The sequence below is a fragment of the Sinomonas sp. P10A9 genome (assembly GCF_041022165.1).
Classification (GTDB): domain Bacteria; phylum Actinomycetota; class Actinomycetes; order Actinomycetales; family Micrococcaceae; genus Sinomonas; species Sinomonas puerhi.
Map to the genome: position 1 here is coordinate 1,655,782 of NZ_CP163302.1, position 25,190 is coordinate 1,680,971.

Annotated in this window: 25 protein-coding genes; 18 read left to right on the top strand and 7 right to left on the bottom strand. The window is 70.1% G+C overall.

Going from position 1 to position 25,190, the window contains the following annotated elements; genetic code table 11:
- Positions 1 to 27: 27 nt before the first annotated feature.
- Positions 28 to 639 (bottom strand): class I SAM-dependent methyltransferase, encoded by a 612-nt coding sequence (locus AB5L97_RS07525; RefSeq protein ID WP_369047060.1) that lies wholly within the window; start codon positions 637 to 639, stop codon positions 28 to 30.
- A 341-nt stretch (positions 640 to 980) separates the two neighbouring features.
- Here AB5L97_RS07525 and hflX point away from each other — a divergent pair, with 341 nt between their 5' ends.
- Together hflX and AB5L97_RS07535 are read left to right on the top strand one after the other, a co-directional pair.
- Positions 981 to 2,642 (top strand): GTPase HflX, encoded by a 1,662-nt coding sequence (gene hflX, locus AB5L97_RS07530; protein ID WP_369047061.1) that lies wholly within the window; start codon positions 981 to 983, stop codon positions 2,640 to 2,642.
- A complete protein-coding gene (locus tag AB5L97_RS07535) occupies positions 2,635 to 4,851 on the top strand; it encodes an ATP-dependent DNA helicase (RefSeq protein WP_369047062.1) in 2,217 nt (738 codons plus the stop codon). Before hflX ends, AB5L97_RS07535 begins: the two co-directional genes overlap by 8 nt.
- Before the next feature lie 13 nt (positions 4,852 to 4,864).
- Here the strand turns inward: AB5L97_RS07535 and lexA are convergent, their stop codons facing one another.
- Complete coding sequence (gene lexA / locus AB5L97_RS07540) at positions 4,865 to 5,572, bottom strand: transcriptional repressor LexA (RefSeq protein WP_374049310.1); 708 nt, start codon at positions 5,570 to 5,572, stop codon at positions 4,865 to 4,867.
- A 349-nt stretch (positions 5,573 to 5,921) separates the two neighbouring features.
- Here lexA and AB5L97_RS07545 point away from each other — a divergent pair, with 349 nt between their 5' ends.
- From AB5L97_RS07545 to AB5L97_RS07580, 8 genes are all read left to right on the top strand, one after another.
- Positions 5,922 to 6,293 carry a LysM peptidoglycan-binding domain-containing protein gene (locus AB5L97_RS07545; protein ID WP_369047063.1) on the top strand — a complete coding sequence of 124 codons (372 nt, stop codon included), beginning with the start codon at positions 5,922 to 5,924 and terminating at the stop codon, positions 6,291 to 6,293.
- A gap of 159 nt (positions 6,294 to 6,452) precedes the next feature.
- Positions 6,453 to 7,574 carry a histidinol-phosphate transaminase gene (locus AB5L97_RS07550; protein ID WP_307958978.1) on the top strand — a complete coding sequence of 374 codons (1,122 nt, stop codon included), beginning with the start codon at positions 6,453 to 6,455 and terminating at the stop codon, positions 7,572 to 7,574.
- 48 nt (positions 7,575 to 7,622) lie between these two features.
- On the top strand, positions 7,623 to 8,255 hold the full coding sequence (hisB, locus tag AB5L97_RS07555) for an imidazoleglycerol-phosphate dehydratase HisB (RefSeq protein WP_369047064.1): 633 nt from the start codon (positions 7,623 to 7,625) through the stop codon (positions 8,253 to 8,255).
- A gap of 56 nt (positions 8,256 to 8,311) precedes the next feature.
- Entirely contained in the window at positions 8,312 to 9,028 is a 717-nt protein-coding gene (gene hisH, locus AB5L97_RS07560) for an imidazole glycerol phosphate synthase subunit HisH (RefSeq protein WP_307959032.1), read from the top strand.
- A 3-nt stretch (positions 9,029 to 9,031) separates the two neighbouring features.
- Entirely contained in the window at positions 9,032 to 9,190 is a 159-nt protein-coding gene (locus AB5L97_RS07565) for a hypothetical protein (protein ID WP_307958980.1), read from the top strand.
- A gap of 103 nt (positions 9,191 to 9,293) precedes the next feature.
- Positions 9,294 to 10,034, top strand: coding sequence for a bifunctional 1-(5-phosphoribosyl)-5-((5-phosphoribosylamino)methylideneamino)imidazole-4-carboxamide isomerase/phosphoribosylanthranilate isomerase PriA (gene priA / locus AB5L97_RS07570; protein ID WP_423246829.1), 741 nt, complete (start codon positions 9,294 to 9,296; stop codon positions 10,032 to 10,034).
- A complete protein-coding gene (locus AB5L97_RS07575; RefSeq protein WP_369047065.1) occupies positions 10,035 to 10,955 on the top strand; it encodes an SseB family protein in 921 nt (306 codons plus the stop codon).
- Between the two features lie 44 nt (positions 10,956 to 10,999).
- Complete coding sequence (locus AB5L97_RS07580; RefSeq protein WP_369047066.1) at positions 11,000 to 12,307, top strand: MFS transporter; 1,308 nt, start codon at positions 11,000 to 11,002, stop codon at positions 12,305 to 12,307.
- A gap of 66 nt (positions 12,308 to 12,373) precedes the next feature.
- On the opposite strand, the gene AB5L97_RS07585 is transcribed toward AB5L97_RS07580, so the two are convergent.
- Complete coding sequence (locus tag AB5L97_RS07585; protein ID WP_307958983.1) at positions 12,374 to 12,781, bottom strand: DUF1844 domain-containing protein; 408 nt, start codon at positions 12,779 to 12,781, stop codon at positions 12,374 to 12,376.
- A 274-nt stretch (positions 12,782 to 13,055) separates the two neighbouring features.
- On the opposite strand from AB5L97_RS07585, the gene infC reads away from it, so the two are divergent.
- The 5 genes from infC to AB5L97_RS07610 all read left to right on the top strand — a co-directional run bounded on the left by infC (position 13,056) and on the right by AB5L97_RS07610 (position 17,209).
- Entirely contained in the window at positions 13,056 to 14,297 is a 1,242-nt protein-coding gene (gene infC, locus AB5L97_RS07590) for a translation initiation factor IF-3 (protein ID WP_369047067.1), read from the top strand.
- A 173-nt stretch (positions 14,298 to 14,470) separates the two neighbouring features.
- Positions 14,471 to 14,665 carry a 50S ribosomal protein L35 gene (gene rpmI, locus AB5L97_RS07595; protein WP_307958985.1) on the top strand — a complete coding sequence of 65 codons (195 nt, stop codon included), beginning with the start codon at positions 14,471 to 14,473 and terminating at the stop codon, positions 14,663 to 14,665.
- Between the two features lie 97 nt (positions 14,666 to 14,762).
- Positions 14,763 to 15,146 carry a 50S ribosomal protein L20 gene (gene rplT, locus AB5L97_RS07600; protein WP_307958986.1) on the top strand — a complete coding sequence of 128 codons (384 nt, stop codon included), beginning with the start codon at positions 14,763 to 14,765 and terminating at the stop codon, positions 15,144 to 15,146.
- 143 nt (positions 15,147 to 15,289) lie between these two features.
- Positions 15,290 to 16,186: a TrmH family RNA methyltransferase gene (locus AB5L97_RS07605; protein ID WP_369047382.1), complete on the top strand. Its 897-nt coding sequence runs from the start codon at positions 15,290 to 15,292 to the stop codon at positions 16,184 to 16,186.
- Positions 16,187 to 16,288: 102 nt separating this feature from the next.
- A complete protein-coding gene (locus AB5L97_RS07610) occupies positions 16,289 to 17,209 on the top strand; it encodes a cation diffusion facilitator family transporter (protein WP_369047068.1) in 921 nt (306 codons plus the stop codon).
- Positions 17,210 to 17,213: 4 nt separating this feature from the next.
- On the opposite strand, the gene AB5L97_RS07615 is transcribed toward AB5L97_RS07610, so the two are convergent.
- On the bottom strand, positions 17,214 to 18,356 hold the full coding sequence (locus AB5L97_RS07615; RefSeq protein WP_307959035.1) for an MFS transporter: 1,143 nt from the start codon (positions 18,354 to 18,356) through the stop codon (positions 17,214 to 17,216).
- Positions 18,357 to 18,620: 264 nt separating this feature from the next.
- Between AB5L97_RS07615 and AB5L97_RS07620 the strand changes: the two genes are divergently transcribed.
- Entirely contained in the window at positions 18,621 to 19,082 is a 462-nt protein-coding gene (locus AB5L97_RS07620) for a (deoxy)nucleoside triphosphate pyrophosphohydrolase (RefSeq protein ID WP_369047069.1), read from the top strand.
- Positions 19,083 to 19,196: 114 nt separating this feature from the next.
- Here AB5L97_RS07620 and AB5L97_RS07625 read toward each other — a convergent pair whose 3' ends face one another.
- The 3 genes from AB5L97_RS07625 to AB5L97_RS07635 all read right to left on the bottom strand — a co-directional run bounded on the left by AB5L97_RS07625 (position 19,197) and on the right by AB5L97_RS07635 (position 21,487).
- Complete coding sequence (locus AB5L97_RS07625) at positions 19,197 to 20,327, bottom strand: Rv2578c family radical SAM protein (protein ID WP_369047070.1); 1,131 nt, start codon at positions 20,325 to 20,327, stop codon at positions 19,197 to 19,199.
- Positions 20,328 to 20,420: 93 nt separating this feature from the next.
- Positions 20,421 to 21,062 (bottom strand): SIMPL domain-containing protein, encoded by a 642-nt coding sequence (locus AB5L97_RS07630; RefSeq protein ID WP_369047071.1) that lies wholly within the window; start codon positions 21,060 to 21,062, stop codon positions 20,421 to 20,423.
- Entirely contained in the window at positions 21,059 to 21,487 is a 429-nt protein-coding gene (locus AB5L97_RS07635; RefSeq protein WP_369047072.1) for a hypothetical protein, read from the bottom strand. Before AB5L97_RS07635 ends, AB5L97_RS07630 begins: the two co-directional genes overlap by 4 nt.
- 34 nt (positions 21,488 to 21,521) lie before the next feature.
- On the opposite strand from AB5L97_RS07635, the gene pheS reads away from it, so the two are divergent.
- Together pheS and pheT are read left to right on the top strand one after the other, a co-directional pair.
- The gene (gene pheS / locus AB5L97_RS07640; protein ID WP_423246830.1) at positions 21,522 to 22,613 is read left to right on the top strand and encodes a phenylalanine--tRNA ligase subunit alpha; all 1,092 of its coding nucleotides are present in this window, start codon (positions 21,522 to 21,524) and stop codon (positions 22,611 to 22,613) included.
- Positions 22,614 to 22,617: 4 nt separating this feature from the next.
- Positions 22,618 to 25,164, top strand: a complete 2,547-nt coding sequence (gene pheT / locus AB5L97_RS07645) for a phenylalanine--tRNA ligase subunit beta (protein WP_369047073.1) — start codon at positions 22,618 to 22,620, stop codon at positions 25,162 to 25,164.
- Positions 25,165 to 25,190: the final 26 nt, after the last annotated feature.

Below are 25,190 nucleotides of genomic sequence, written 5' to 3' on the forward strand. Positions count from 1 at the left end.
GAAGGGCGCAGCTCGAAGCCCGCGGCCTCAGCGGGTGCGGGTGACCACGAGCACCCGGAAGCCTTTCGACGTCGCCGCCCGTGCGACGTCGTACGCGTCACCGAGCTCCTGGGCGAGCCACAGGGCAAGGGAGTCGGAGCCGAGGTTCTTCTGCACCACGAGCCAGGCCTCGCCGCCCACGATGAGCCGCGGCAGCCACGTCATGAGCAGCTCGTGGAGGGCGGCCTTGCCGATGCGGATCGGTGGATTGGACCAGATGGTCGCGAAGCGCACGTCCGGGCCGACGGCTTCGGGCAGCTCCGGGGCAACGTTGTCCAGGCCCAGGAGCGAGGCGTTCTCGCCTGTGAGGGACAGGCTGCGGGTGTTGACGTCCACGGCGTGGACGGTAGCGGCCGGGGAACGGAGGGCCATCGTGAGCGCAATCGGGCCCCATCCGCAGCCGATGTCCAGCAGATGGCCCTCGGCCGCGGGGGCGGGCGCCTCCGCCAAGAGGACCGCGGTGCCCTTGTCGATCCCGTCGGGACTGAAGATGCCGCCCGCGGTGCGCAGTGTCACCTCGCGGCCGTCGAGCACCACGCGGAGCGGCCGGCGTACGTCCGGCACGCCCGGTTCGGCATTGAAGTAGTGGGCCTGGTCCATAGGCATCCAGCGTAGCGCCAGCGCAGCGTCGAACCGGCCCGGGCAGATGCCTCCACGGCGGGACCCGCCCCTTGGCGCGTCCGCTACAATGGATGGCATGCTGTTCTTCAACTGACGCCGTGTGCACTCCGCCGCCGATGCCGCCCTGAGGGGCCGCAGGGGCCGCACCCAGCGATCCAGCCTGCGCCGATGTCCATTCCGGCCGGGACCATGAGCAGACATTCCAAGGAGCTTCAGTGCCACCCGAGCACCGCTCGGGGACCTCTCCGCAGGCCCCCACCCCCGACACTGCTGGCACCACCTGCCCGCACTATTCTGGAACTGCATCCGCAAAGGAGACCATGACCCACAACCAGCACTCCGCCGGACCGGCGAGCGAGAAGTCAGCCCGCGAACGCGCCCAGCACACCCCTGACGGCCATACCCCCGACGGTGCCGCGGCCGACGGCGGCGGCCAGCAGGACCTGAGCCCGGCCGACATCCAGGCCGTGATCGACAGGATTCTCGCCAAGGAAGAGGCCGCCAAGGCCAAGGGCGCAGCCCGCGGGGCCGACCCGGCTACCCGCAATGCCCTCGGAGACGGCAAGGCGCTGGCCATCTCGGACCTCGTGACCGAGCATGGGGACTACGACGGCGACCAGCAGGACCTCGCGGAACGCCGAGCCCTGCGCCGCGTCGCTGGCCTGTCCACCGAGCTCGAGGACGTCACGGAGGTCGAGTACCGGCAGCTCCGCCTCGAGCGGGTGGTCCTTGCGGGGCTCTGGTCCGAGGGCACGCTCGAGGACGCGGAGAATTCGCTCCGCGAGCTCTCCGCCCTCGCCGAGACCGCCGGGTCCGAGGTCCTCGACGGAGTCGTCCAGCGTCGGCAGAAGCCCGACGCCGGAACGTTCCTCGGCTCCGGCAAGGCGCTCGAACTGCGGGACATCGTCGCTGCGACCGGCGCGGACACCGTGGTGGTCGACTCCGAGCTCTCGCCGTCCCAGCGCCGTGGCCTCGAGGACATCGTCAAGGTCAAGGTCATTGACCGGACCGCTCTCATCCTGGACATCTTCGCGCAGCACGCGAAGAGCCGCGAGGGCAAGGCACAGGTCGAGCTCGCCCAGCTCGAGTACCTGCTCCCGCGCCTGCGTGGCTGGGGCGAGTCGATGTCCCGGCAGGCAGGTGGCCGAGTGGGCGCCGCCGGCGGCGGCATCGGCTCGCGTGGTCCCGGTGAGACGAAGATCGAACTCGACCGACGGCGCATCCGCACGCGCATGGCCAAGCTCCGCCGGGAGATCGCGGGCATGAAGCCCGCCCGCGAGACGAAGCGGGCCAACCGCAAGCGCAACGAGATCCCGTCCGTCGCGATCGCCGGCTACACGAACGCGGGCAAGTCCTCCCTCCTGAACCGTCTCACCGACGCTGGGGTCCTCGTGCAGAACGCACTGTTCGCGACCCTCGACCCCACGGTGCGCAAGGCCGAGACCCCGGACGGGCTCCCGTACACGCTCGCCGACACGGTCGGATTCGTCCGGTCCCTTCCGACGCAGCTGGTCGAGGCCTTCCGCTCCACGCTCGAGGAGGTCGCCGACGCGGATCTCATCCTCCACGTCGTGGACGCCTCCCACCCGGATCCCGAGGGCCAGATCGCTGCCGTCCGCCAGGTCCTGACCGACGTGGACGCGCGCAAGGTGCCCGAGATCATCGTCCTGAACAAGGCCGACGCCGCGGACCCCTTCGTCCTCGAGCGGCTGCGGCAGCGCGAGCCGCGGCACGTCATCGTGTCAGCCCGAACCGGGATGGGGATCGACGAGCTCAAGGAGGCCATCAGCGACGCCATTCCGCGGCCCGACGTGGTGCTCACGCTCCTCGTGCCGTACAGCCGCGGTGACATCCTCAGCCGGCTCCACACCTCGAGTGCGGAGATCCGGTCGCTCGAGCACGTCGAGGCGGGAACCCGCGTCGACGTCGTGGTCCGGGAGGAGTTCGCGGCCGAGCTGGCGCCGTTCGTGGTCCATGACTGATCCGGCACGGGCTGATCCGTCGCTGGCTGTTCGGTCAGCTGCTCTGCCCTCACCGGCTGTTCCGTCGCCAGCTGGTCCGTCATCCGGGGGAGCGGACGACGGCGGGTACGCCCCCGCCGTCGTCCGCCCACCGTCCGGCCCTGAGCGCTCACCGTCCAGCCCTGAGCGCTCACTGTCCGGCACGGAGACACCAGCAGACGCTCCCGAGGGCGCGGCGCTCGCGCTGCTGGACACCGCCGTCGCGGCGATGGGCGGGCAGCAGCGCGAGGGGCAGCACGAGATGGCGCGGCAGGTCACGAGGGCCATCGAGGAGGGCCATCATCTCCTCGTCCAGGCGGGCACGGGCACAGGCAAGTCGCTCGCGTACCTTGTGCCGCTCATAGCGCACGCCCAGACAAGCGAGAGGCCGGCTGTGGTGGCCACAGCAACGCTCGCCCTGCAGGCCCAGATCGTGGGCCGCGACCTGCCGCGGCTGCTCGAGGCGATCACGCCCGAGCTCGAAAGGCCCGTCGATGTGGCCCTCGTCAAGGGGCGGTCGAACTATCTGTGCCGGCACAAGCTCGAAGGGGGTTTCCCGACCGAGGAGCCCGCCGAGGGCCAGCTCTTCGCGGTCGGCGAGGATACCGCCGTCGTGTATCCAGGCACGGGGCCGACTACTCAGCTGGGCCGCGAGGTCCAACGCCTGCGCGAGTGGGCCGGCGAGACGGAGACGGGCGACCGCGACGATCTCGTTCCCGGCGTGACCGACCGTGCGTGGCGGCAAGTCTCGGTGACCGCCCTCGAGTGCATTGGCGCCCAGAAGTGTCCCTTCGCCGCCGAGTGCTTCAGCGAGCTCGCGCGGCAGCACGGCGCCGAGGCGGACATCGTCGTGACGAACCACGCCATGCTTGCGATCAACGCGTTCGAGGGGCTCAACGTGCTGCCCGAGTACGACGTCGTGGTGGTCGACGAGGCGCATGAGCTCGCCGACCGGGTCACCGGTGCGGTGAGTGCCCAGCTGTCCGCACAGATGATCCAGGCCGCCGCGTCGAGCGCGCGGAGGCATTGCGCGATTTCGGTCGACGCGCTCCACTCGGCGGCGACCGCCCTCGAACTGTCCCTCACCTCGGCACCGACCGGGCTTCTTCCACGCGGCCTCAATGAGGAGCAGTCCCAGGATGTGGGCCTTGTCCGGGACGCGTGCCGCGTGGCACTGTCCGAGTCGAAGCCCGGCGACGGGCAGTCGGCCGACGGCGGCCGTCAGATCGCGCGCTCGAGGCTCCTCGAAGTCCTCGAGGTGTGCGAGCGGATCCTCGATGCCGAGGTGAATCGCGAAGTCGTGTGGGTCACGCGCATGGGCGCTCCGGATCCGATCACCGGCTATGCGGCCGCGGACGACAATGGGCCCGCGATGCTGCATATCGCCCCGCTTAACGTTGGGGGGCGCCTGCGCGATGGGCTCTTCGACGGGCACACCGTTGTCCTGACGAGCGCGACCCTTGCGATCGGCTCGGCGTTCGAGCCGACTGCAGGAGGCCTCGGGCTCCTCGGCGCGGGCGCGCCATCCTGGACGGGCGTCGACGTCGGATCACCGTTCGACTACCCCAAGCAGGGCATGCTGTACGTGGCCAGACATCTCCCCAAGCCCGGGCGCGGCGTCTCGCCCGAGGCCCTCGACGAGCTCGCGGCGCTCTTGACGGCATCTCATGGCGGGGCGCTGTGCCTGTTCTCGTCGCGGCGCGCCGCAGAGGACGCGGCCGAGCAGCTGCGCGCGCGGCTCGGAATGACGATCCTGTGCCAGGGCGAGTCGTCGATGAGCGCCCTCGTGCGGCAGTTCTCCGCCGAGCCGGACACGTGCCTGTTCGGCACGATGTCCCTCTGGCAGGGCGTCGACGTCCCCGGCCAGTCCTGCAGGCTCGTCGTGATCGACCGCATCCCGTTCCCGCGGCCAGACGATCCGCTCATGACGGCGCGCTCGCGCGCGGTCGCCCAAGCGGGCGGGAACGGCTTCATGAGTGTCTCCGCGACGCATGCCGCCGTCAGGCTCGCTCAGGGCGCGGGTCGGCTCATCCGCTCGACGGCGGATCGCGGCGTCGTCGCGGTGCTCGACTCGCGCCTCGCCACCGAACGCTACGGCGCGTTCCTGCGCAGTGCGCTGCCGCCGCTGTGGGGAACGACGAACCGGCGCGTCGTCCTCGACGCGCTCGCGCGGCTCGCCCAGGCCGGCTGACGCCCGGCGGCGCCTAGACGGACCGGAGGACCGAGACGACCCTGCCCATGACCGTGGCCTGATCGCCGAGGATGGGCTCGTACTGCGTGTTCTGCGGCAGAAGCCACGTGTGTCCGTCGCGCTGACGGAACGTCTTGACCGTGGCCTCGTCGTCGAGGAGGGCGGCGACGATGTCTCCGTTCTCGGCGCTGTTCTGACGGCGGACGACGACCCAGTCGCCGTCGCAGATCGCGGCGTCGATCATCGAATCCCCCTTGACCTTGAGCATGAAGAGCTCGCCGTAGCCCACGAGCTGCCGGGGGAGGGGCATGACGTCTTCGACGGACTGGTCGGCGAGGATCGGTCCACCGGCGGCGATACGTCCCACGAGCGGGACCATGGCCGTGTCCGCCGCGCTTGCCATGCTCTCGAGCGTCGCGCCGCCCGCTCCGACCAGGGAGGCCGCGCCATCTTCGCTCACGCTCAGCTCGCCCTCGTCGAGGGTCAGCGGCATGAGCACCTCCATGGCACGCGGGCGCTTGGGGTCCCGCCGGAGGTAGCCGAGCTTCTCGAGCTGGCTGAGCTGGTGGGTGACGCTCGAGAGGCTTGCGAGGCCGACCGTGTCGCCGATCTCGCGCATCGACGGCGGATAGCCCTTGACCTGAACCGACCGCTGGATCGTCTCGAGGATCCGCTTCTGGCGCGCGGTCAGTCCCTTCGCTGAGTTGGTCCGTGGTGCCATGCCGCCCCTGCCCCTTCGTCGCAGCCGCCGCGTCCGACGGCGTGCTGGTGGTCTCCGGACCAGAACTGTCGGACCCCCTCGGCACCATGCCTTCATGGCCTTCAAGGGGAACAGCGCTGGATCCGGGTTCGGGCCCGTGCCCGGTGTTGTTCCCACCGTAGGGCAGTTCCGTGCACCTTTCAAACATTTGTTCGAGCGAGTCTGGACATCGCTCGCCGACAGATGCTAAGAAGTATCTAAACGATTCGAAAGTTCATTCGAAAATCGATTGGCTGCAGGGCCCAAAGCTTCGTATAGCTTCGAACCGTCTGGTTCGTCGGGTCGGCGGCAGAGTAGGGGAAGGCACACCATGGCACACACAACCGTCCTCGGCGGGCGTCTCGTTCTGCGGCCGGCCCGGTCCAAGCAGCCGCCCCTGCGGCTCACCCGGCGCGGCCGGATCGTTCTCGTGGTGCTGCCGATGTTCGTGGCCACCCTCGCTCTGCTCGTCGCATGGGCAGGGTTCGCAGCCCCCGCCCGCGCAGGAAGCGAGCATCTCGTGGGGCCGGGAACGGCCGTCACGGTCACCGTCCAGCCGGGAGACTCCCTCTGGACCATCGCGGCGGACCGGGTGCCCGATCAGGACCCGCGGGTGACCATCAGCCAAATCCGCGAGCTCAATGGCCTCAGGGGATCGCGGGTGCTGCCGGGCGAGCAGATCATGGTTCCCGTCACCAGCTGATCCGCCCGGTCGGCGCCGCCCAGCTATGCCCCGGGGCGCAGAACGTGGGGGCGCCCGCGGACGCGTCACGAAGAGATCCACCACTATCGATCTGCCAGTATCGATCCACCACTAAGGTGCGAATGCGGGCCGTTGCTGGCGCTGGCGTAGGCTGGACCGGTGGATGAACGGCTCGAACGACTGAATAGGCTCCCCCTCCGCGAGGACCTCCGCGGACTGCATCCGTACGGCGCTCCGCAGCTGGACGTCCCTATCCAGTTGAATGTCAACGAGAACACCCACGGCGTTCCACAGGACGTTCAGGATGCGATTGTCGAGGCTGTGCGCGGCGCAGCCGCGGGCCTCAACCGCTACCCCGACAGGGAATTCACGGAGCTGCGCGCATCGCTCGCAGACTACCTAGGTCACGGCCTGACCGTAGAGCAGCTCTGGGCAGCCAATGGCTCCAACGAGGTCCTCCAGCAAGTCCTGCAGGCTTTCGGCGGCCCAGGCCGGTCCGCACTCGGATTCCCGCCCACGTACTCGATGTACCCGCTGCTCGCCTCGGGCACGGGCACCGCCTACCTCAAGGGCATCCGCGCCGAGGACTACGGCCTCTCGGCAGAGTCGGCCGCACAGCAGGTACGGGAGCTGGCGCCCAGCATCGTGTTCCTGTGCTCGCCGAACAACCCCACGGGTACGGCGCTGGGCCTGGACGTCGTCGAAGCGGTCTACGAGGCCGGTGAAGCGAGCCAGACCATCGTCATCGTGGACGAGGCCTACGCGGAGTTCGCGCACCTCGGGACGGAGAGCGCGCTGGCGCTCCTGCCGGGGCGCCCGCGCCTGATCGTCACCCGCACCATGAGCAAGGCATTTGCCCTCGCGGGCGCACGGCTCGGCTACCTTGCGGCGGCGCCCGAGATCGTCGACGCACTCCGCCTCGTGCGGCTCCCGTATCACCTGTCGGCCGTCACCCAGGCCACGGCCCTCGCAGCGCTCCATCACCGGGCTTCCCTGATGGCAGAGGTCGAGGAGATCAAGCACCAGCGTGATCGCATCGTCAAGGAACTCGATCGGATGGGGCTCAGGCCGGCGGCATCCGATTCGAACTTCGTCTTCTTCACGGGACTCCGCGATGCCCAGAGGATCTGGCGCGGCCTGCTCGAGGCTGGCGTCATCGTCCGTGACGTCGGGATCCCGGGCAGCCTCCGCGTCACCGCTGGCACCGAGTCGGAGACCACGGCGTTCCTTACGCGTCTCGAGGAGCTCCTCAGCCAGGAAGGGCAGGGGTCTGCCGCCTAGAATGGACGCAGACCCCTGCCAGAATCCTTACCAGAAGGACAACTATCCATGAGCACCGAGCTGCAGACCGCCTTCGTGACCCAGCGCACGGCGCGGGTGGAGCGGACCACGAGCGAGTCGTCCGTCCTCGTCGAGATCAATCTCGACGGAACGGGCCGCGCGGACATCTCCAGCAGCGTCCCGTTCTACGACCACATGCTCACGGCTCTATGCAAGCATTCGCTCATCGACCTCACGGTCAAGGCGACAGGGGACACCCACATCGACGTGCACCACACGGTCGAGGACATCGCCATCACGTTCGGCGAGGTGCTCAAGCAGGCGCTCGGGACGAAGGCCGGAATCCGGCGGTTCGGCGAGGCATCGATTCCCCTCGACGAGGCCCTCGCCCACGCAGTCGTCGACGTCTCGGGTAGGCCCTACCTCGTCCACTCCGGCGAGCCCGCCGGGCAGGAATACCACCTCATCGGCGGCCACTTCACGGGCTCGCTCACGCGCCACGTCTTCGAGGCCATCACGCTCCACGCGGGCATCTGCCTCCACATGACCGTGCTTGCCGGCCGCGATCCGCACCACATCGTGGAGGCCCAGTTCAAGGCGTTCGCGCGCGCACTCAGGGCCGCGGTCGAGCCTGATCCGCGCATCGGTGATGCGATCCCCTCCACCAAGGGCGCTCTGTGACTGCGGCGCCCGACGCGCTCCCGGACGCCCCTGACGGCCCTGAGGGGGCCGTCGTCGTGGATCCGCGCCACGTGAGCGAGAAGGAGCCGGACCCGCAGGGGCGACCGACCGTCGTCGTGCTCGACTACGGTTCCGGAAACGTCCGATCCGCGGTGCGCGCGCTCGAACGGGCCGGCGCCGCCGTGACGCTGAGCGCCAAGCCGGAGGATGCGCTCCACGCGGACGGCCTCGTGGTCCCCGGCGTGGGCGCGTTCGCGACGGTCATGGAGGAGCTCAAGTCGGTCGACGCCCTGCGGATCATCGGACGGCGGGTGGCCGGCGGGCGGCCCGTGCTGGCGATCTGCGTGGGGCTCCAAGTCATGTTCGAGAAGGGCATCGAGCACGGCGTCGAGGCCGAGGGCCTCGGCGAGTGGCCCGGAACCGTCGAACTGCTGCCCGCAACGGTGGTCCCGCACATGGGCTGGAACACCGTCACTGTGCCCGAGGGGTCGAAGCTCTTCGCCGGCGTCGAGAACGAGCGCTTCTATTTCGTGCACTCGTACGGCGTCCAGAGCTGGGACTTCGAGGTGGCACAGCCGCTCATGGCTCCGCCGCTCGTCACGTGGAGCGAGCATGGGGCCCCGTTCATCGCCGCGGTCGAGAACGGCCCCCTGTGCGCAACCCAGTTCCACCCCGAGAAGTCGGGCGACGCCGGGGCACGCCTCCTGCGGAACTGGGTCGATTCGCTCAGGAAGCCTGCCACGCCCGTGGCGTCTGGCACAGAGGCGTCCTGACGCATGTGGTCAGTACTGCTCTTCGGCCTTGCGGGGCTGCTCGTGGGCGGCGCATTGTCCTTCCGCAAGCAGGGCCTGCCGAACTGGACCTGGATCGCCTTCGGTGTGCTTGCCGCCGCCGCACTCGTGGCGGCGTATCTGCTGACACTGCCGTCCGCGTGAGCCGCGGCCGCAGAAGCCTGAAGCCGCAGGCACCCGGCGCCGCAGGCATCTGACGCCGCCGAGACCGTGCCTGCTGGGAACCGTGACATGTGAGGGAGACATCATGACCGCTGAGGAGCCGATCCTCGAACTGCTGCCCGCCGTCGACATCGTGGACGGCCAGGCCGTCCGGCTCGTGCAGGGCGAAGCCGGGAGCGAGACCGGCTACGGGTCCCCGCTCGACGCCGCGCACGCGTGGCAGGACGCCGGTGCCGAATGGGTCCACCTCGTGGACCTCGACGCCGCGTTCGGCCGGGGGGACAACCGGGCCCTCATCGCCGAGGTCGTCTCGAGCCTTTCGCTCAAGGTCGAGCTCTCCGGCGGCCTCCGGGACGATGCGTCCCTCGAGGAGGCGCTCGGCCTCGGTGTCGCCCGCGTGAACCTCGGCACGGCGGCCATCGAGAACCCCGAGTGGACCGCGAGGGCCATCGCGCGCCACGGCGACCGGATCGCCGTCGGGCTCGACGTGCGGGGTACAACCCTCGCGGGCCGAGGCTGGACCAAGGAGGGCGGCAACCTGTGGGACGTGCTGGCCCAGCTCGAGGACGCCGGCTGCGCGCGCTACGTGGTCACCGATGTGACGAAGGACGGCACCCTGCGGGGCCCCAACGTCGAGCTCCTCAAGGAGATGTGCGCGCGCACCGACCGGCCCGTCGTCGCCTCGGGCGGCATCTCGAGCCTCGATGACCTTCGCGCACTCCGCGACCTCGTGCCGCTCGGCGTCGAGGGCGCCATCGTCGGCAAGGCCCTCTACTCGGGCCAGTTCACGCTCCCGGAGGCGCTCGATATCGCAGGGCGGCGCTAGGTGCCGCACGAACACGGACAAGCGCACGAGCACCCTCACGCGCACGACGGCGCGGGGTCGCCCAGTGGGCAGCGGCACCTCCCCGGGCACATCGCCGCAGCCCTTGCCCGCGCCGGAAGCCCCTCAGATTCGGCCGGCCAGTCGTGGTCAGGCCGCGACCTGAGCGGCGAGGGCAACCCCCTGCACCAGTTCGACACGGATGACGGGACCGCAGACCAGGCGGTGGCCGAGGCCCTCGCAAGGCTCGTGGCGGGCACCGACGACGAGGTGGGCGTCCACCGCGCGCTCGCAGCGGCGCGCGTGTTCGTTGCCGTCGTCGCGAGCCTCGCTGAGGGTGGGATGGGCGAGCATGGCTTCGCCCAGGACAAGGAGGCGGACATGGCGCTCGTCACCCTCTCCGCCCCGGACGGCCGGAAGGCCCTCCCGGTCTTCACGTCGGTTGAGCGGCTCGAGGCGTGGCACCGCGAGGCAAGGCCAGTGGCCGTGTTCGCGCCGCGCGCCGCCCTCTCAGCAGTCTCCGAGGGCGCAGAGCTGCTCGTGCTTGACCCCGGCGCGGCCTTCACGTTCGTACTTCGCCGCCCCGCGGTGTGGGCGCTCGCCCAGCAGCGCGAGTGGACGCCATCGTACGTGGATCCCTCACTCGTGGCGGACGTGGAGCGGGCCGTGAAGGGGCTTGCACCTGTCCGTGGCATCGAGATCGGACCGGGCGCGGGCGTCGCCTCGAGGGACGCCTCCGGTCGGGTAGTCGCGGGCGGGGGCCCCGGTCCTGAGCTGCGGCTCACCCTCGCCCTCACTCCCGGTTTGCCAGCCGAGACGGTGCGTGAGACGGTGTCAGAGCTGAACAGCAGACTCGCTGGCAGCCCGCGGTTCGCGGAGTCCGTGGACTCGATCGAGCTCAAGGTCCGCGCCGCCCCCAGCTGAGTTCCGCCCACCATCCCGGGCGGCGCACATCACGAGGAAGACTCATGGATTTCGCCCAGTACGGGCAGCTCTGGCGACGGAAGGAAGTACGCCGCCTCCTGCTCGTGGCGATGGTCGCGAGGCTCCCGCACTCGGCCGCCGGCGTCCTCCTGACGCTGCACGTGGTCCAGACGCTCAACCTCGGGTACGGCGCCGCGGGCGCGGTCGCCGCGGTCCTGACGATCGGGATCGCCCTCGGAGCGCCCTGGCGGGGGCGGCGCGTGGACACCGCCGGCCTGCGGCCCGCCCTCATCCCGTCGGTTGTGGCCGAGGCCGTCGTGTGGGGCGTGGCTCCACATCTGGACTACCCCTGGCTGCTTGTTGCCGCCCTCGTCGGAGGCCTCTTTGCGCTGCCGATCTTCTCCGTGGTCCGGCAGTCCCTCGGCGTCATGACCCACGCCGCGCAGCGCCGCACCGCGTTCGCGCTGGACTCGATCTGCACCGAGGTCACGTTCATGGTCGGGCCCGCGCTGGCAGCCGTCGTCGCCGTCAACGTCTCCACGGTGTGGGGGATCACTGCGGTGGGCGTGTCGGCGGCCCTCGCGGGCCTTGCGCTCATGTGGTTCAACCCACCGACGCGTTCGGGCCAGCCGGGCGCGGTGACGGGCATCGGCGAGGTCCTCGACGGCGCGGACCTGCCCTCGGGCAGCGCTTCGGCGGAGTCGCCCGCACCGACCGAGATCGCGTCGGGCCAAGCTGACGGCTCGTCCGGCCTGCGCCTCCTGCTGGGCAGGACCCGCGGGGGAGTCGCCTGGGTGAGCGTCGCCGTCGTCGTGGTCATGGCCGTAGCGGCCGGTGCCGGGATGGTCCTGTCGGGGACCGACGTGGGTATCGTCGCCCTCCTGCGCGGGCAGGGAGAGGGCGTGCAGCTCGGCGTCGTGTTCTTCTTCTGGTGCGCCGCCTCGCTCGTGGGCGGGGTGCTGTACGGGGCCGTGCACCGGCCGGTGTCACCGCTCGTGCTGCTCACGGCCATGAGCGTGCTGACCATCCCGATGGGCTTCGCCTACGACACGATGAGCCTGAGCCTGCTCTCGATCCTCCCGGGGCTGCTCTGCGCGCCGACCCTGTCCGCGGCGTCGGAGCGGGTGGCCGAGCTCGTCTCCGAGGATCGGCGGGGTGAGGCCATGGGCTGGTACGGCTCCGCGTTGACAGCGGGGACGGCTCTTGGCTCGCCGCTCACCGGCACGCTGATCGACTCGATCGGCCCCTGGGCTGGGTTCGTGGGCATCGGTGCTGCCGGAACCCTGCTGTGCGCCGCGGGGATCGTGGCGCAGGGCGTGCGACGGCGCCGCTCGCCTCAGGCTGCAGCGTGAGGCGAGCTGGCCCGAGGGGCCAGTTGACCCCGAGGTGCCAGTTGACGCCCAACTGACTCCGAGCTGTCAGTTGACGGGGCCTGTGTACTTCTCGCCCGGGCCCTTGCCCGGCGCATCCTGGATCGTGGACGCCTCACGGAACGCGAGCTGGAGTGACCGGAGGCCATCGCGCAACGGCCCTGCGTGCTGCGAGCCGATCTCGGGGGCTGCCGCCGTGACGAGTCCGGCGAGGGCCGTGATGAGCTTGCGGGCCTCGTCGAGGTCCTTGAGGTTCTCGGCATCCGCCCCGGCCGCCAACCCACACTTGACCGCCGCCGCGCTCATGAGGTGAACCGCCGTCGTCGTGATGACTTCAACGGCCGCGACCTCGGCGATGTCGCGCACTTCGGCGCTTACGTCGGTGGCGTCGGCGGGCTGGTCGTCGGCGAAGCTGTGGCGGTGCTGCTCCGCGGGGGAGGAGGGGCTGGTGGTCATGCTGATAAGCTTGGCACAGACCGACTGGAAGTCGTTACACAGTTGACGAAGCCCACACGGCAGGCCTCCGAGATCACTCGATGGCACTGTTGCGGGTTTTGCTGCGTTCACCCTGTATACTCGACTGATAGTTTGCAAGCGGAGATCACCTCCCACCTGTCGGCGTCCGAGCCTCACGGCCGGAAAGCTGCCGGGTACTCAGGTTGGCCGGGGCGGCATTGCCGTTCCGAGCAGGCTCGCCCCGTGAGGGCGTGCTCCCATCCGAGGCCTCCGATTGCACCGGCAATCGGGGGCCTTCCTTGTTGCCGGGGCACGTCCGTCAAAGTACAGGAGCCTGAACATTAGCGATCCACGCATCAATGATCGAATCCGCGTCCCCGAGGTTCGCCTCGTCGGCCCTGCGGGCGAGCAGGTGGGTATCGTGCGCATCGAGGATGCGCTGCGACTGGCAGCAGAGTCAGATCTCGACCTGGTCGAGGTGGCGCCGCAGGCCAAGCCCCCGGTATGCAAGCTGATGGACTTCGGCAAGTACAAGTACGAGGCTGCGGTCAAGGCGCGCGAGGCCCGTAAGAACCAGACGAACACGGTTCTCAAGGAAATCCGCTTCCGCCTCAAGATCGACAAGCACGACTACGAGACAAAGACGGGCCATGCCCTGCGCTTCCTCGGCGCCGGCGACAAGGTCAAGGCCATGATCCAGTTCCGCGGCCGTGAGCAGCAGCGTCCCGAGATGGGCATCCGCCTGCTCCAGCGCTTCGCTGAGGACGTCGCCGAGGTGGGCACGATCGAGTCCACCCCGCGCATCGACGGCCGCAACATGGTCATGGTCATCGGCCCGCTCAAGAACAAGGCCGAGGCCAAGGCGGAGGCCCGCCGTGCTGCCCAGCGTGCAGCGGACAAGGCCAAGGCAGAGGCGGCGAAGGCCGCTCCCGTCACTGAGGGCCAGTCGTCGATGACGCAGTCGATCGGCGATGCGCTCCCGCCCGAATTCCTCGAGGCCGCACGGGCCCGCGAGGCCGCCGTCGAGCGGGAAGCGGCTGCCGCGGCACAGGCATCTGCAGACGAGGCATCGGCTGTTGAGAGTGACGCAACGGCCCTTGAGGTTGATGCGTCGGCCATCGAGGTCGAGGAGCCCCCGGCCGAGGTCGAGGAGTCCGCAGCTGAGGCTGAGGCCCCGAAGGCGGAGGCACCCGTGGAAGCCGAGCCTGTGGAGGCCGAGGCACCTGCCGCTGCGGAAGCCGAGCCTGTGAAGGCCGAGGTGCCCGCCCCCAAGGCGCAGGCACCGAAGGCCCCGGCACCCAAGGCGCAGGCGCCGGCCGCAGCTGCGGCGAGGCCCGCAACGCCGGCGGCCCCCGCGCCGTCGGCCGCACGGCCTGCGGCTCCGCGTCCGGCGGCACCGGCCGCTGGCGCGCCGAAGCCGGCCGTTCCCAAGCCGGGGGCTCCGCGCCCGGCAGCACCGAAGCCCTCCGCCCCGAAGCCGACGGCACCCCGGCCGTCCGGCCGGCGGGGCAACTAGCCAGACCCGGTCCGGGCCGCCTCTGTTCGTCAGAGCGGGGGGACCGGCCCATCGAGTCCTCCGGCCGCCGGTCACGCACCGGCGGGCGGTAGCAACCAGTCGGCCTGCGCGAGCAGGCCGCGAGAGAAATCCGCGGCCACCGTGCCGCGGGAAGCAAAAGGAGATCGGTTCCCATGCCGAAGATGAAGACGCACAGCGGCGCCAAGAAGCGCTTCAAGCTGACCGGTTCCGGCAAGCTCAAGCGCCAGCAGGCCAACCGCCGCCACTACCTCGAGCACAAGCCGTCGACGCTCACTCGCCGCCTTGCGGGCGACAAGATCGTCACGGGCGGCAACGCCAAGGTCATCAAGCGGATGCTCGGCATCTAGTTTCTTCCACCCACCGGTCCTGATCCAGGGGCCAACAGCCATCCCGGCCGGACGCACTGCGTCTGGGTGTCTGGGAGAGATTCAAAGGAGTACGCACGTGGCACGTGTGAAGCGGGCAGTCAACGCCCTCAAGAAGCGCCGTACCGTCCTCGAGCGGGCGTCCGGCTACCGTGGTCAGCGCTCGCGCCTGTACCGCAAGGCCAAAGAGCAGCTGCTGCACTCGTTCGTGTACAGCTACCAGGACCGTCACAAGCGCAAGGGCGACTTCCGCCGCCTGTGGATCCAGCGCATCAACGCTGCGTCCCGCGCCAACGGCCTGACCTACAACCGCCTCATCCAGGGCCTCAAGGCCGCTGAGGTCGAGGTTGACCGCCGTATGCTCGCCGAGCTCGCCGTCTCCGACGCGGCCGCGTTCTCGGCCCTCGTCGAGGTTGCCAAGAAGGCCCTCCCGGCCGACGTCAACGCCCCGGCCGCCAAGTAGCATCCGCGGGGCCGACCGGTCCCCAGTGGACCCGGCCCGTCGCGTTCCACAGCGCCCGCACAGCCCCCAGCTGCGCGGGCGCTGTTGCGTCCCCGGGGCATTCCGCGCCGTCGGCCCGAAGCCCTCGCTAGAGTTGGTCCGTGATGCCGAGCGAGACCATGACCAACCCCCGAGCCGACCGTGTCCGCGACGTGGCCAAGCTGGCCACCCGAACGGCTAGGAATCGACGCCGGCAGTTCCTTGCAGAGGGCCCGCAGGCCGTCCGCGAGGCGCTCCGCCTCGACGCTGCGCGGCGCGCGGACGGCAAGGAGCCGGCCGTCGTCGAGCTCTACGCGAGCGAGGCCTGCCTCTCGCGGTATCCCGAGATCGCACATCTCGCGGAGGCGACGGGCCTCCTCCGGCTGGCCGACGATGACGTGCTTGCGGCGATGGCGGACACCGTGAGCCCCCAGGGAATCGTCGCGGTGTGCCCGATGCTGGATGTTCCGCTCGATGCCGTCCTCGCCGCCCGCCCGAGGCTCATCGCCGTCATGTGCCGCGTCCAGGATCCCGGGAACGCGGGGACGATCCTCCGGGCCGCCGACTCGGCGGGCGCCGACGCGGTAGTCCTCACCTCCGGCAGCGTGGACATCTACAACCCCAAGGCGGTCCGCAGTACGGCGGGCTCACTCTTCCACGTCCCCGTGGTGCTCGCCGCTGAGACTGCGGCCCTCGTCGAGGCGGCACGCGCCGCTGGTCTCGGGGTCCTCGCAGCCGACGGCGCAGGTCCCCTCGATCTCGACATCCTCCAGGACGAGTCAGCGGCACGGCGGGCGGGTGGCGTCCAAGCATCCGACGCGGTCGCAGCGGGCGGCGGGTACCGGCTCGAAGGGCCAACGGCCTGGCTCTTCGGCAACGAGGCGCAGGGCCTGAGCGAGGCCGAGAAGGCCCTCGCGGACCACCGGGTCGCGGTGCCGCTGTACGGCCGGGCGGAGAGCCTCAACGTCGGCACCGCGGCCACAGTCTGCCTGTACGCGAGCGCCCGGAGCCAGCGGCGCTGACCCTCACGGACGGCGTACGCCAGGTACCCAGCTCAGCCGGTAGCTTGGTCTTCGTACGGCACCGCACGCACCCGCGGGGCCGATCACTCGAAAGGAATCTTCATGGCTTCTGGCGGTGGGACCAAGGCCGTTGTCGCGGCGCTGTCCGCAAATCTGGCCATCGCGGTGATGAAGTTCGTCGCCTTCGCACTGACCGCGTCGTCATCCATGCTGGCCGAGGCGATCCACTCGGTCGCCGACTCGGGGAACCAGGTGCTCCTGCTCGTGGGAGGGAAGCGCTCACGGAAGAAGGCGAATCCGGAGCACCCGTTCGGCTACGGGCGCGAGCGGTACATCTACGCGTTCATCGTCTCCATCGTGCTCTTCAGCGTGGGCGGACTCTTTGCCCTGTACGAGGCGTGGCAGAAGTTCCAGCACCCGCACGGCATCGAGGGCGGCTGGTGGTGGGTACCCCTCGCGGTCCTCGTCGGAGCGATCATCGCAGAGGGCCTGTCCTTCCGCACGGCCATCAAGGAAGCCAGCCACACGAGGGGCACCCAATCCTGGGTCTCGTACATCCGGAATGCGAAGCAGCCCGAGCTGCCGGTGGTCCTCCTCGAGGACTTCGGCGCCCTCGTCGGCCTCGTCTTCGCTCTGTTCGGCGTCTCTCTGACGGTCGCGACAGGGAACGGACTGTGGGATGCCGCCGGCACCGCGATGATCGGTGTGCTCCTCGTGGCCATCGCCGTCATCCTCGCGGTTGAGACAAGCTCGCTGCTTCTCGGGGAATCAGCCACGGCGGCGGATGTCGCCAAGATCGAGGCGGCCCTTGCCGGCGACGGGACCCGGGTCATTCACCTTCGGACTATGCACCTCGGACCTGAGGACCTCCTCGTCGGAGCGAAGATCAGCGTCACGAGGGGTGCCACGGGTGAGCAGATCGCCCGCTCGATCGACGACGCCGAGGCCCGCGTCCGCGCGGCCGTCCCCAGTGCGCGCCTCATCTACCTCGAGCCCGACATCCCGCGCGGGGACGCGTCCTAGCTCGTCAGGTGAGCGGCCGGCGGCGTTCGAGGACACCGCTGGCGAAGACGATCCCCAGGCCGAGTACGGCCAGGACCGCGCCCACATATGCCGGGGCGACAAAGCCCCAGCCCGCCGCGATGACCGCACCGCCCAGGAACGCACCGAGCGCGTTGGCCACGTTGAGGGCGGAGTGGCTCAATGACGTGGCCAGGGTCGCGGCACCCGGAGCGGTGTCGAGCAGGCGGGCCTGCAGGGCGGGGATCAGGATCGAGCCGGAGCCGCCGACCACGAACACCATGACCAGCGCGAGCGGCCAGATAGGTGCGGCGAGCCCGTAGAGGACCATCACCACCGCCACGGCGGCCAGCGCCCAGTAGATCGTGCCCATGACCGAGCGGTCGGCGAGCCGGCCTCCGACGATGTTGCCCGCGACCATGCCGAGCCCGTAGAGCGCGACGACCACCGGCATGAGAGATTCTGGCAGGCCGGCAACGCCGGTCATCGTGTGCGCGATGTAGGTGTAGGTGGCGAAGAAGCCGCCGAATCCCACGACGCCGACAGCGAGGGCCAGCCAGAGCTGCACCCTCTTGAGGGCCGAGAGCTCGCGCCTGATGCTCGCCTCGGGGTGGGGCGGCTCATAGGGGACGAACCGTGCCACCATGGCGACGCACACGACGGCGATCACGCCCGTGACGACGAACAGGAGCCGCCATCCGAGCGACTGCCCAAGCCACGTGGCAGCGGGGACCCCGAGCACGTTGGCGATGGTGAGGCCGGACATGACCGTGGCGATGGCCCACCCGCGCTTCGTCGGCGCCACGAGTGAGGCGGCGATGACGGCGGCCGTGCCGAAGTATGCGCCGTGGGGGAGGCCCGCTGCGAAGCGTGAGACGAGCATCGCCCCGTAGTCGGCGGCCACGAACGAGGATAGGTTCGCGATCCCGTAGAAGGCCATGAGGCCGAGCACGAGTGCCTTGCGGGGCAGTCGTGCGCCGAAGGCCGCGAGGAGGGGAGCGCCAACGACGACCCCGAGCGCGTACGCGGAGATGAGTTGTCCGGCCTCGGGCGTGCTGATGGCGAGACCGCGCTCGATCTCCTTGAGAAGGCCCATCGTCGCGAACTCGACAGTGCCGATGGCGAATCCGCCCAGACCGAGGGCGAGCATGGCCCAGAACAGCGGGCGCGGGGCGAGCAGCGTCGAGGGGCGGTGGGTGCGCGGAGCGACCGCGTCCGCGGGCTGCTCGAGTAGTGACTGCTCGGGTCGTGTCTGGTGGGGTGGGGCCGAGTCGGCCAGGGGACGTTCGGGCGTTGGCACGGCGTTGTTCCTCGGGTGGCATGGGCGAAGGTGGAGGAACAGCGTTGGCCCTCGGTCCTTGCCAACACTACGGCGCGCAGGGTCATTCCATGGGCCCTGCCTAGACTGTGACTCGTGCAGACGCAGACTGAGGGCAGCGCGGAACCCGCGGACAACGGAGGGCTCCTGCAGGTCGTGGGCGGCGCGATCGTCGACTCGCTCGAGCGGCCCGTGCGGCTCCTCGTGGCACGGCGGACGGCGCCCGAGGCCTTCGCGGGGATGTGGGAGTTCCCGGGCGGCAAGGTCGAGGCGGGGGAGGCACCCGAGGACGGACTCCGCCGGGAGCTGCGCGAAGAACTCGGTGTGGGCGTGGTCCTCGGTGACGAGATTCCCGGTCCGCTCGTCCAGGGCTGGCCGCTCAGCGGGGCGGCCGCGATGCGGGTATGGGTTGCGGCGGTGCACGATGGGGCGCCGGCTCCACTCGAGGACCACGACGAGCTTCGTTGGGTCGAGCTCGACGGCGACCGGATCATGGACCTGCCCTGGATACCCGCGGACCTCCCGATCGTCGACGCGCTCCGCAGACACTTGGCTTAGACGCGGGCAGCCGTCTGGAACTGTGCCGCGCCGGGACTCACCGGCTCAGAAGGCGGGCTGTCCTGGAACAAGGCGCTGCCCTAGAAGAGGGCGCCGTCCTACGAGGGCACTCTCCTAGAACAGTGCATCCTGCAGCGGATCGCTTTCCTGATGCCGGGGGTTCTCAGAGCCGCCGCGCCGAGCGTGGCCGCCGCCGCGGTGTGCTCTTTCGCCACTGAGCGGGCGTTCGGCGCGGGCTGTGGCATCCCGATGCCCAAAGGCCTCATCGCGCTCGAAACCTCGCCCGAACCCGTGCCGCGCTTTGGCCGCAGCAACTCGCTTCCCCAGCCACGAGCGATACTCGGCCGGAGCGTAGGCGCCCTTCGCGTAGAGGCTGCGGTACCGCCCCACGAGGTGTGGATTGGTGCGGGCCAGCCACCCCATGAACCACTCGCGGGTTCCTGGCCGCAGGTGCAGCGCCCCGGTCGTCACCCCGGTTGCCCCCGCCGCAGCCAGCTTTCCCATGAGAGCGTCCAGATGCTCCTCCGAGTCCGTGAGCCAGGGCAGGATCGGCATCACCATGACGCCGCAGGGCAGGCCGGCCTCGCGGAGGCGCGAGATGAGAGTGAGGCGCGCGGCGGGGGACGGCGTTCCCGGCTCGATGGCCGCTTGGAGCTCGGGGTCCAGCACTGCGAGGGAGATCCCCGCACTGATCGGCACGTTGGCCCCTGCGGCCTTGAGCAGCGGGATGTCACGTGCGAGGAGGGTGCCCTTGGTCAGGATGGAGAACGGTGTGCCGGAGCCTGCCAATGCCCTGATGATCCCCGGCATGAGTGCGTAGCGGCCCTCGGCCCGCTGGTACGGGTCCGTATTGGTGCCCAGGGCCACGTGCTCTCGGTCCCACGAGGGCTTCGAAACTTCCGCTCGGAGGACCTCCGCGACGTTGACCTTGACGACGAGCTGCCGGTCGAAGTCGAGGCCGGCGTCGAGGTCGAGATACGTGTGGGTATTGCGGGCGAAGCAGTACACGCAGGCGTGGCTGCAGCCACGGTATGGATTGACCGTCCAGCGGAACGGCATCGAGGACGCCGGCGGGACCTTGTTGAGCGCCGATTTCGCGGCGACCTCGTGGAAGGTGATTCCCTGGAACTCCGGCGTCCTCACCGTGCGCAGCGCGCCCGCAAGGGACAGGAGGGGCGGCTGGGCCGGGAGGCCGCTGTCCGACCCGGGGAGCGGTTCGGCCACCGTTTGCGTGTTCCATCGCATAGCGTACATTCGAATCTATCTTCGAATTGATGTCAAGCGCCCTGCGCGGGGATGTCGGGTGCGGGGCCCCAGACGCTGCATCCAGACTCAGGTCTAGGCGAGCGCCCACGCGACGATGAGCGAGGCCGAGACCTCGGTCTCGCCCGGCTCGAGGGGCGCGCTGGCCTCGGCCGCCGCGAAGGCCACCCTGCGCATCGGCACCGGCTGGCCGGGCATGCCCCCCTGGGGCCCCGCGTCGATGCGGACCACGGCGCCGAGTCCGCGTCCTGCGAGCTGTGCGAGCCGCTCGGCGCACGCCTTGGCGTCGAGGAAGGCAGCCTCCTGCGCCGAAGCCCGGGCCGTGGATTCATCGGAGATCCCGAGTGCGAGCCCATTGATCCGCACGGCGTCACCGCCTGCCGTCACGACGGCGTCGAGCAGGTCTCCGGTGCGCGCGAGGTCCCTCGCCCGCACGGTCAGCCCGCGGCCCGCCGCGTATCCGACCAACCGCTGCCCGCGCCCCTCCTCCCAAGTCATCTCGGGGGTGACGGTGAGCGAGGTCGAGGCGATGTCGTTGCGGGCGACGCCGGCCCGCAGCGCTGCGGCGACGATCGCCTCCGAGGCGCGCGACGCGCCGTCGTACGCATCCTTCAGGCGCTGCGAGCGGACCTCGGAGCCGAGACGGAGGATCGCGAGGTCCGGCACTGCCATGACGGAACCTGTCCCGGTGACGGTGATGGTGTCGGGGTGGCTCATGGTCTCAGATCCTTACGTGGCAGGTAGCCGCCGTCCTCGAGGCCGGCGAGGCGTTCGAACGGGTTGAAGGAGGCCGGGTCGCCGGGCCGTGCGAGCGTGACGGCGGCGCCAGCGAGGTAGCCGGCGAAGTACAGGGGGAGGAACGGCAGCCCGAGGCAGACCGCGTACTGGGTCGCGTGGCGGGCCTCGTGGGCGAAGAGCTCGCGACGCGAGACGAGCTCGGCGGCGCTGCCTCTCGTGAAGACGACGTTCCCCACCGTGAAGGCGCCAGCCACGGGGAGCCTCGGACGGTAGGACTCGGCGACGAACAGCCCGCCGGGGCCGCGGCGCAGGGGCGTCCGTGCCACTGCGGCCACGAGGAGGCCGAGCAGCGTCGAGAGGTTCAGCGTGTTGAGCACAGCCCGTGCCCGGGTCCCAGCGCGCACAGGTGCATAGTAGCCCGTGAATTAGACTTGGCGGGTGCCCGAGACAACGCCCTCATCAGCCGAGATCGAAGACCCTGTGACTGCCCCGAGCGTCCCTGACCCCGTTGACGAGCGGGCGGTCGGCGCCGCCGTGGACAAGGCGATCGCGGCGGTCGCGGCGGCTGCGGACCTCGACGCCCTCAAGGCCGCCCGCATTGCGCACAGCGGTGAGAAGTCGCCGCTTGCGCTCGCGAACCGCGCCATCGGGGCCCTGCCGAAGGAAGCCAAGGCGGCCGCGGGCAAGATCGTGGGGGGCGCCCGCGGGCGGGTCAACAAGGCCATCGCCGAGCGCCAGACGGTGCTCGAAGAGGAGAACGACGCCCGCATCCTCCTCGAGGAGACGGTCGACGTCACGGCGGCCCCGCGCCGTCGTCGTGCAGGAGCCCGGCACCCGCTCTCGACCCTCCAGGAGCGCGTGAGCGAGATCTTCGTGGGCATGGGCTGGGAGATCGCAGAAGGCCCCGAGCTCGAGTCCGAGTGGTTCAACTTCGATGCCCTCAACTTCAAGCCGGACCACCCCGCGCGCGAGATGCAGGACACCTTCTTCATCGACCCCCCCGAGGCACACCTGCTCCTGCGCACGCACACGTCCCCGGTCCAGGTCCGCTCGATGCTCGAGCGCGAGGTGCCGATCTATGTGCTGTGCCCCGGGAAGGTCTTCCGCACCGACGAGCTCGACGCGACCCACACGCCCGTGTTCCACCAGTTCGAGGGCCTCGCCATCGACAAGGGCCTGTCGATGGCAGACCTGCGCGGCACGCTCGAGCACTTCGCCCGGCTGATGTTCGGTGCCGACGCCAAGATCCGCCTGCGCCCCAACTACTTTCCCTTCACCGAGCCCAGCGCTGAGCTGGACATCTGGCACCCGGGCGCCAAGGGTGGCCCGGCATGGATCGAATGGGGCGGCTGCGGCATGGTCAACCCCAATGTCCTCCGCGCCGCGGGTATCGACCCCGACCAGTACTCAGGCTTCGCGTTCGGCATGGGCATCGAGCGCACGCTCATGTTCCGCAACGACGTCACCGACATGCACGACATGATCGAGGGCGACGTCCGGTTCAGCCAGCACTTCGGGATGGAGATCTAGTCACATGCGAATCCCCCTTTCGTGGCTGCGCGAGTACACGCAGCTTCCTGCCGACGCGACGGCAGAGGACCTCATGGCAGACCTGGTGAAGGTTGGCCTCGAGGAAGAAGACGTCCACCGTCCCTCGGACTCGATCCGCGGGCCGATCGTCGTCGGGCAGGTGCTCAGCGCCGAGAAGGAGCCGCAGAGCAACGGCAAGACGATCAACTGGTGTCAGGTCCGGGTAGTCCCGGAGGGCCAGGAGCAGACGCTCACGGGCAAGGGCATCGAGCCCTCCGGCGTCCAGGGCATCGTGTGCGGCGCGCACAACTTCGAAGCGGGGGACAAGGTCGTCGTGACCCTCCCCGGCGCGACGCTGCCCGGGGACTTCCACATTGCGGCCCGCAAGACGTACGGCCACGTCTCGGCGGGCATGATCGCGTCCGTCCGAGAGCTCGGGATCGGTGACGACCACGACGGCATCCTCGTGCTCTCGCGCATCGGGCTCGACCCCGAGATCGGCACGGACGCGCTCGAGCTCCTCGGCCTGACCGACGAGGCCGCCGAGATCAACGTGACCCCCGACCGGGCCTACTGCTTCTCGATCCGAGGTATCGCCCGCGAGTACTCGCACGCGACGGGCACCGCGTTCACCGATCCGGCCGAGCTCGTCAAGGCGCCCGAGACGCTCGGGGGCGGCTACGGCGTCGTGCTCGACGACCAGACGCCCATCTACGGCGTCCCCGGCTGTGACCGCTTCGTGGCGCGCACCGTGCGCGGCATCGACCCGACGCGCCCCACGCCGCCGTGGATGGTCTCGCGCCTGCGTCTGGCGGGCGTGCGCTCGATCTCGCTGCCCGTGGACATCTCGAACTACGTCATGTTCGAGCTCGGCCAGCCGACCCACTGCTACGACCTCGACAAGCTCACCGGACCCATCACGGTTCGCCGAGCCGCCGCGGGGGAGAGGATCACGACCCTCGACGAGAAGGTCCGCTCCCTCGATGCCGAGGACCTCCTCATCACCGACGAGTCGGGTCCGATCGGCATCGCCGGCGTCATGGGCGGTGCCTCGACCGAGTGCTCCGATGACACAGTCAACGTCCTCGTCGAGGCCGCGCACTTTGACACCGTGAGCATCGCCCGCTCGCGCCGACGCCACAGGCTCCCGTCTGAGGCGTCCAAGCGCTTCGAGCGCGGCGTCGACTGGAATGTCGCGCACGTGGCAGCGCAGCGCGTCGTCGACCTCCTGGTCGAGCTGGGCGGCGGCACCGCCGACGAGTCCGGGACCGACGTCGGGACGGCGCCGGAGCCCGTCCGGATCGAGCTGCCCGCTGGATTCGCGTCGGAGCGGATCGGCATGGAGTTCAGCGACGAGCTCATCACGCGCAGCCTCGGCGACCTCGGCGCCGACGTTGAGCGGGCCGGCGCAGACTTCGTCGTCACTCCGCCGAGCTGGCGCAATGACCTGGAGACGAAGGAGGACCTGTCCGAGGAGATCGCACGCCTCGTCGGCTACGACAAGATCCCCTCGAGACTTCCGACCGCGCCTCCGGGCCGCGGCTTCACGCGCACGCAGCAGCAGCGCCGGCGCCTCGTCCAGGGGCTCGCCGATGCGGGCCTCACCGAGATCCTCGCGTACCCGTTCGCCACGAAGGTGCAGAATGAGACGTTCGGGGTCGCCGAGGCCGGCGCGCCGCGCGCGGCGGTCAAGCTCGCGAACCCGCTGAGCGAGGAGCACGGCTGGCTCCGCACGTCGCTGCTCCCGGGCCTCATCGACACGGCCAAGCGCAATCACTCCCGCGGCTTCCGCGACCTCGCGATCTACGAGGCGGGCCTGGTGTTCCTGCCCGGCGACGGGGTGCTCGGCACCCCGAGCATCCCGCCGCTCGGCGTCCGCCCGCCCGAGGACGTCCTCGACGCGCTCTACGACGGGCTCCCGGACCAGCCGCTGCACATCGGCGCGGTGTTCACGGGCAGGGAGACCCCGGAGTCGCCCGGCAACGCTCCCCGCGCCTGGGACTGGGCTGACGCGCTCGACGTCGCCCGGCTCGCCGGCGAGGTTCTCGGCGTCGAGCTCGTGGTCGCGCAGGGATCGCATCAGGCGTTCCACCCCGGCCGCGCTGCCCAGCTCTCGCTCTTCTCCGGCGAGGTCGTCGGATACGCGGGCGAGCTGCACCCCAAGCTGCTCGCGGAGCTCGACATGCCGGCGCGCTCCGTCGCGTTCGAGCTTGACGCCGACGTGCTCTTCGAGGCGGCCCCGGACGTTGTCGTGGCGAAGCACCTCTCTGCGTTCCCGGTCGCGACGCAGGACGTCGCCCTCATCGTCGACGCCTCCGTGCCCGCTGACGAGATCCTGGGGTCGCTGCGGGAGGGCGCTGGCGAGCTCCTCGAGGAGATCCACCTGTTCGACGTCTACACGGGCAAGGGCATCGACGAGGGCAAGAAGTCGCTTGCCTTCGGGCTCCGCTTCCGCGCCGCCGACCGCACCCTCACCGCCGACGAGGCATCCGAGGCGCGCGCCGCTGCCGTGGCGCTCGCGGCCGAGCGGTTCGGCGCGGTCCAGCGCTGACGGCGTCCCGTCCGCTCGGGAGGTGA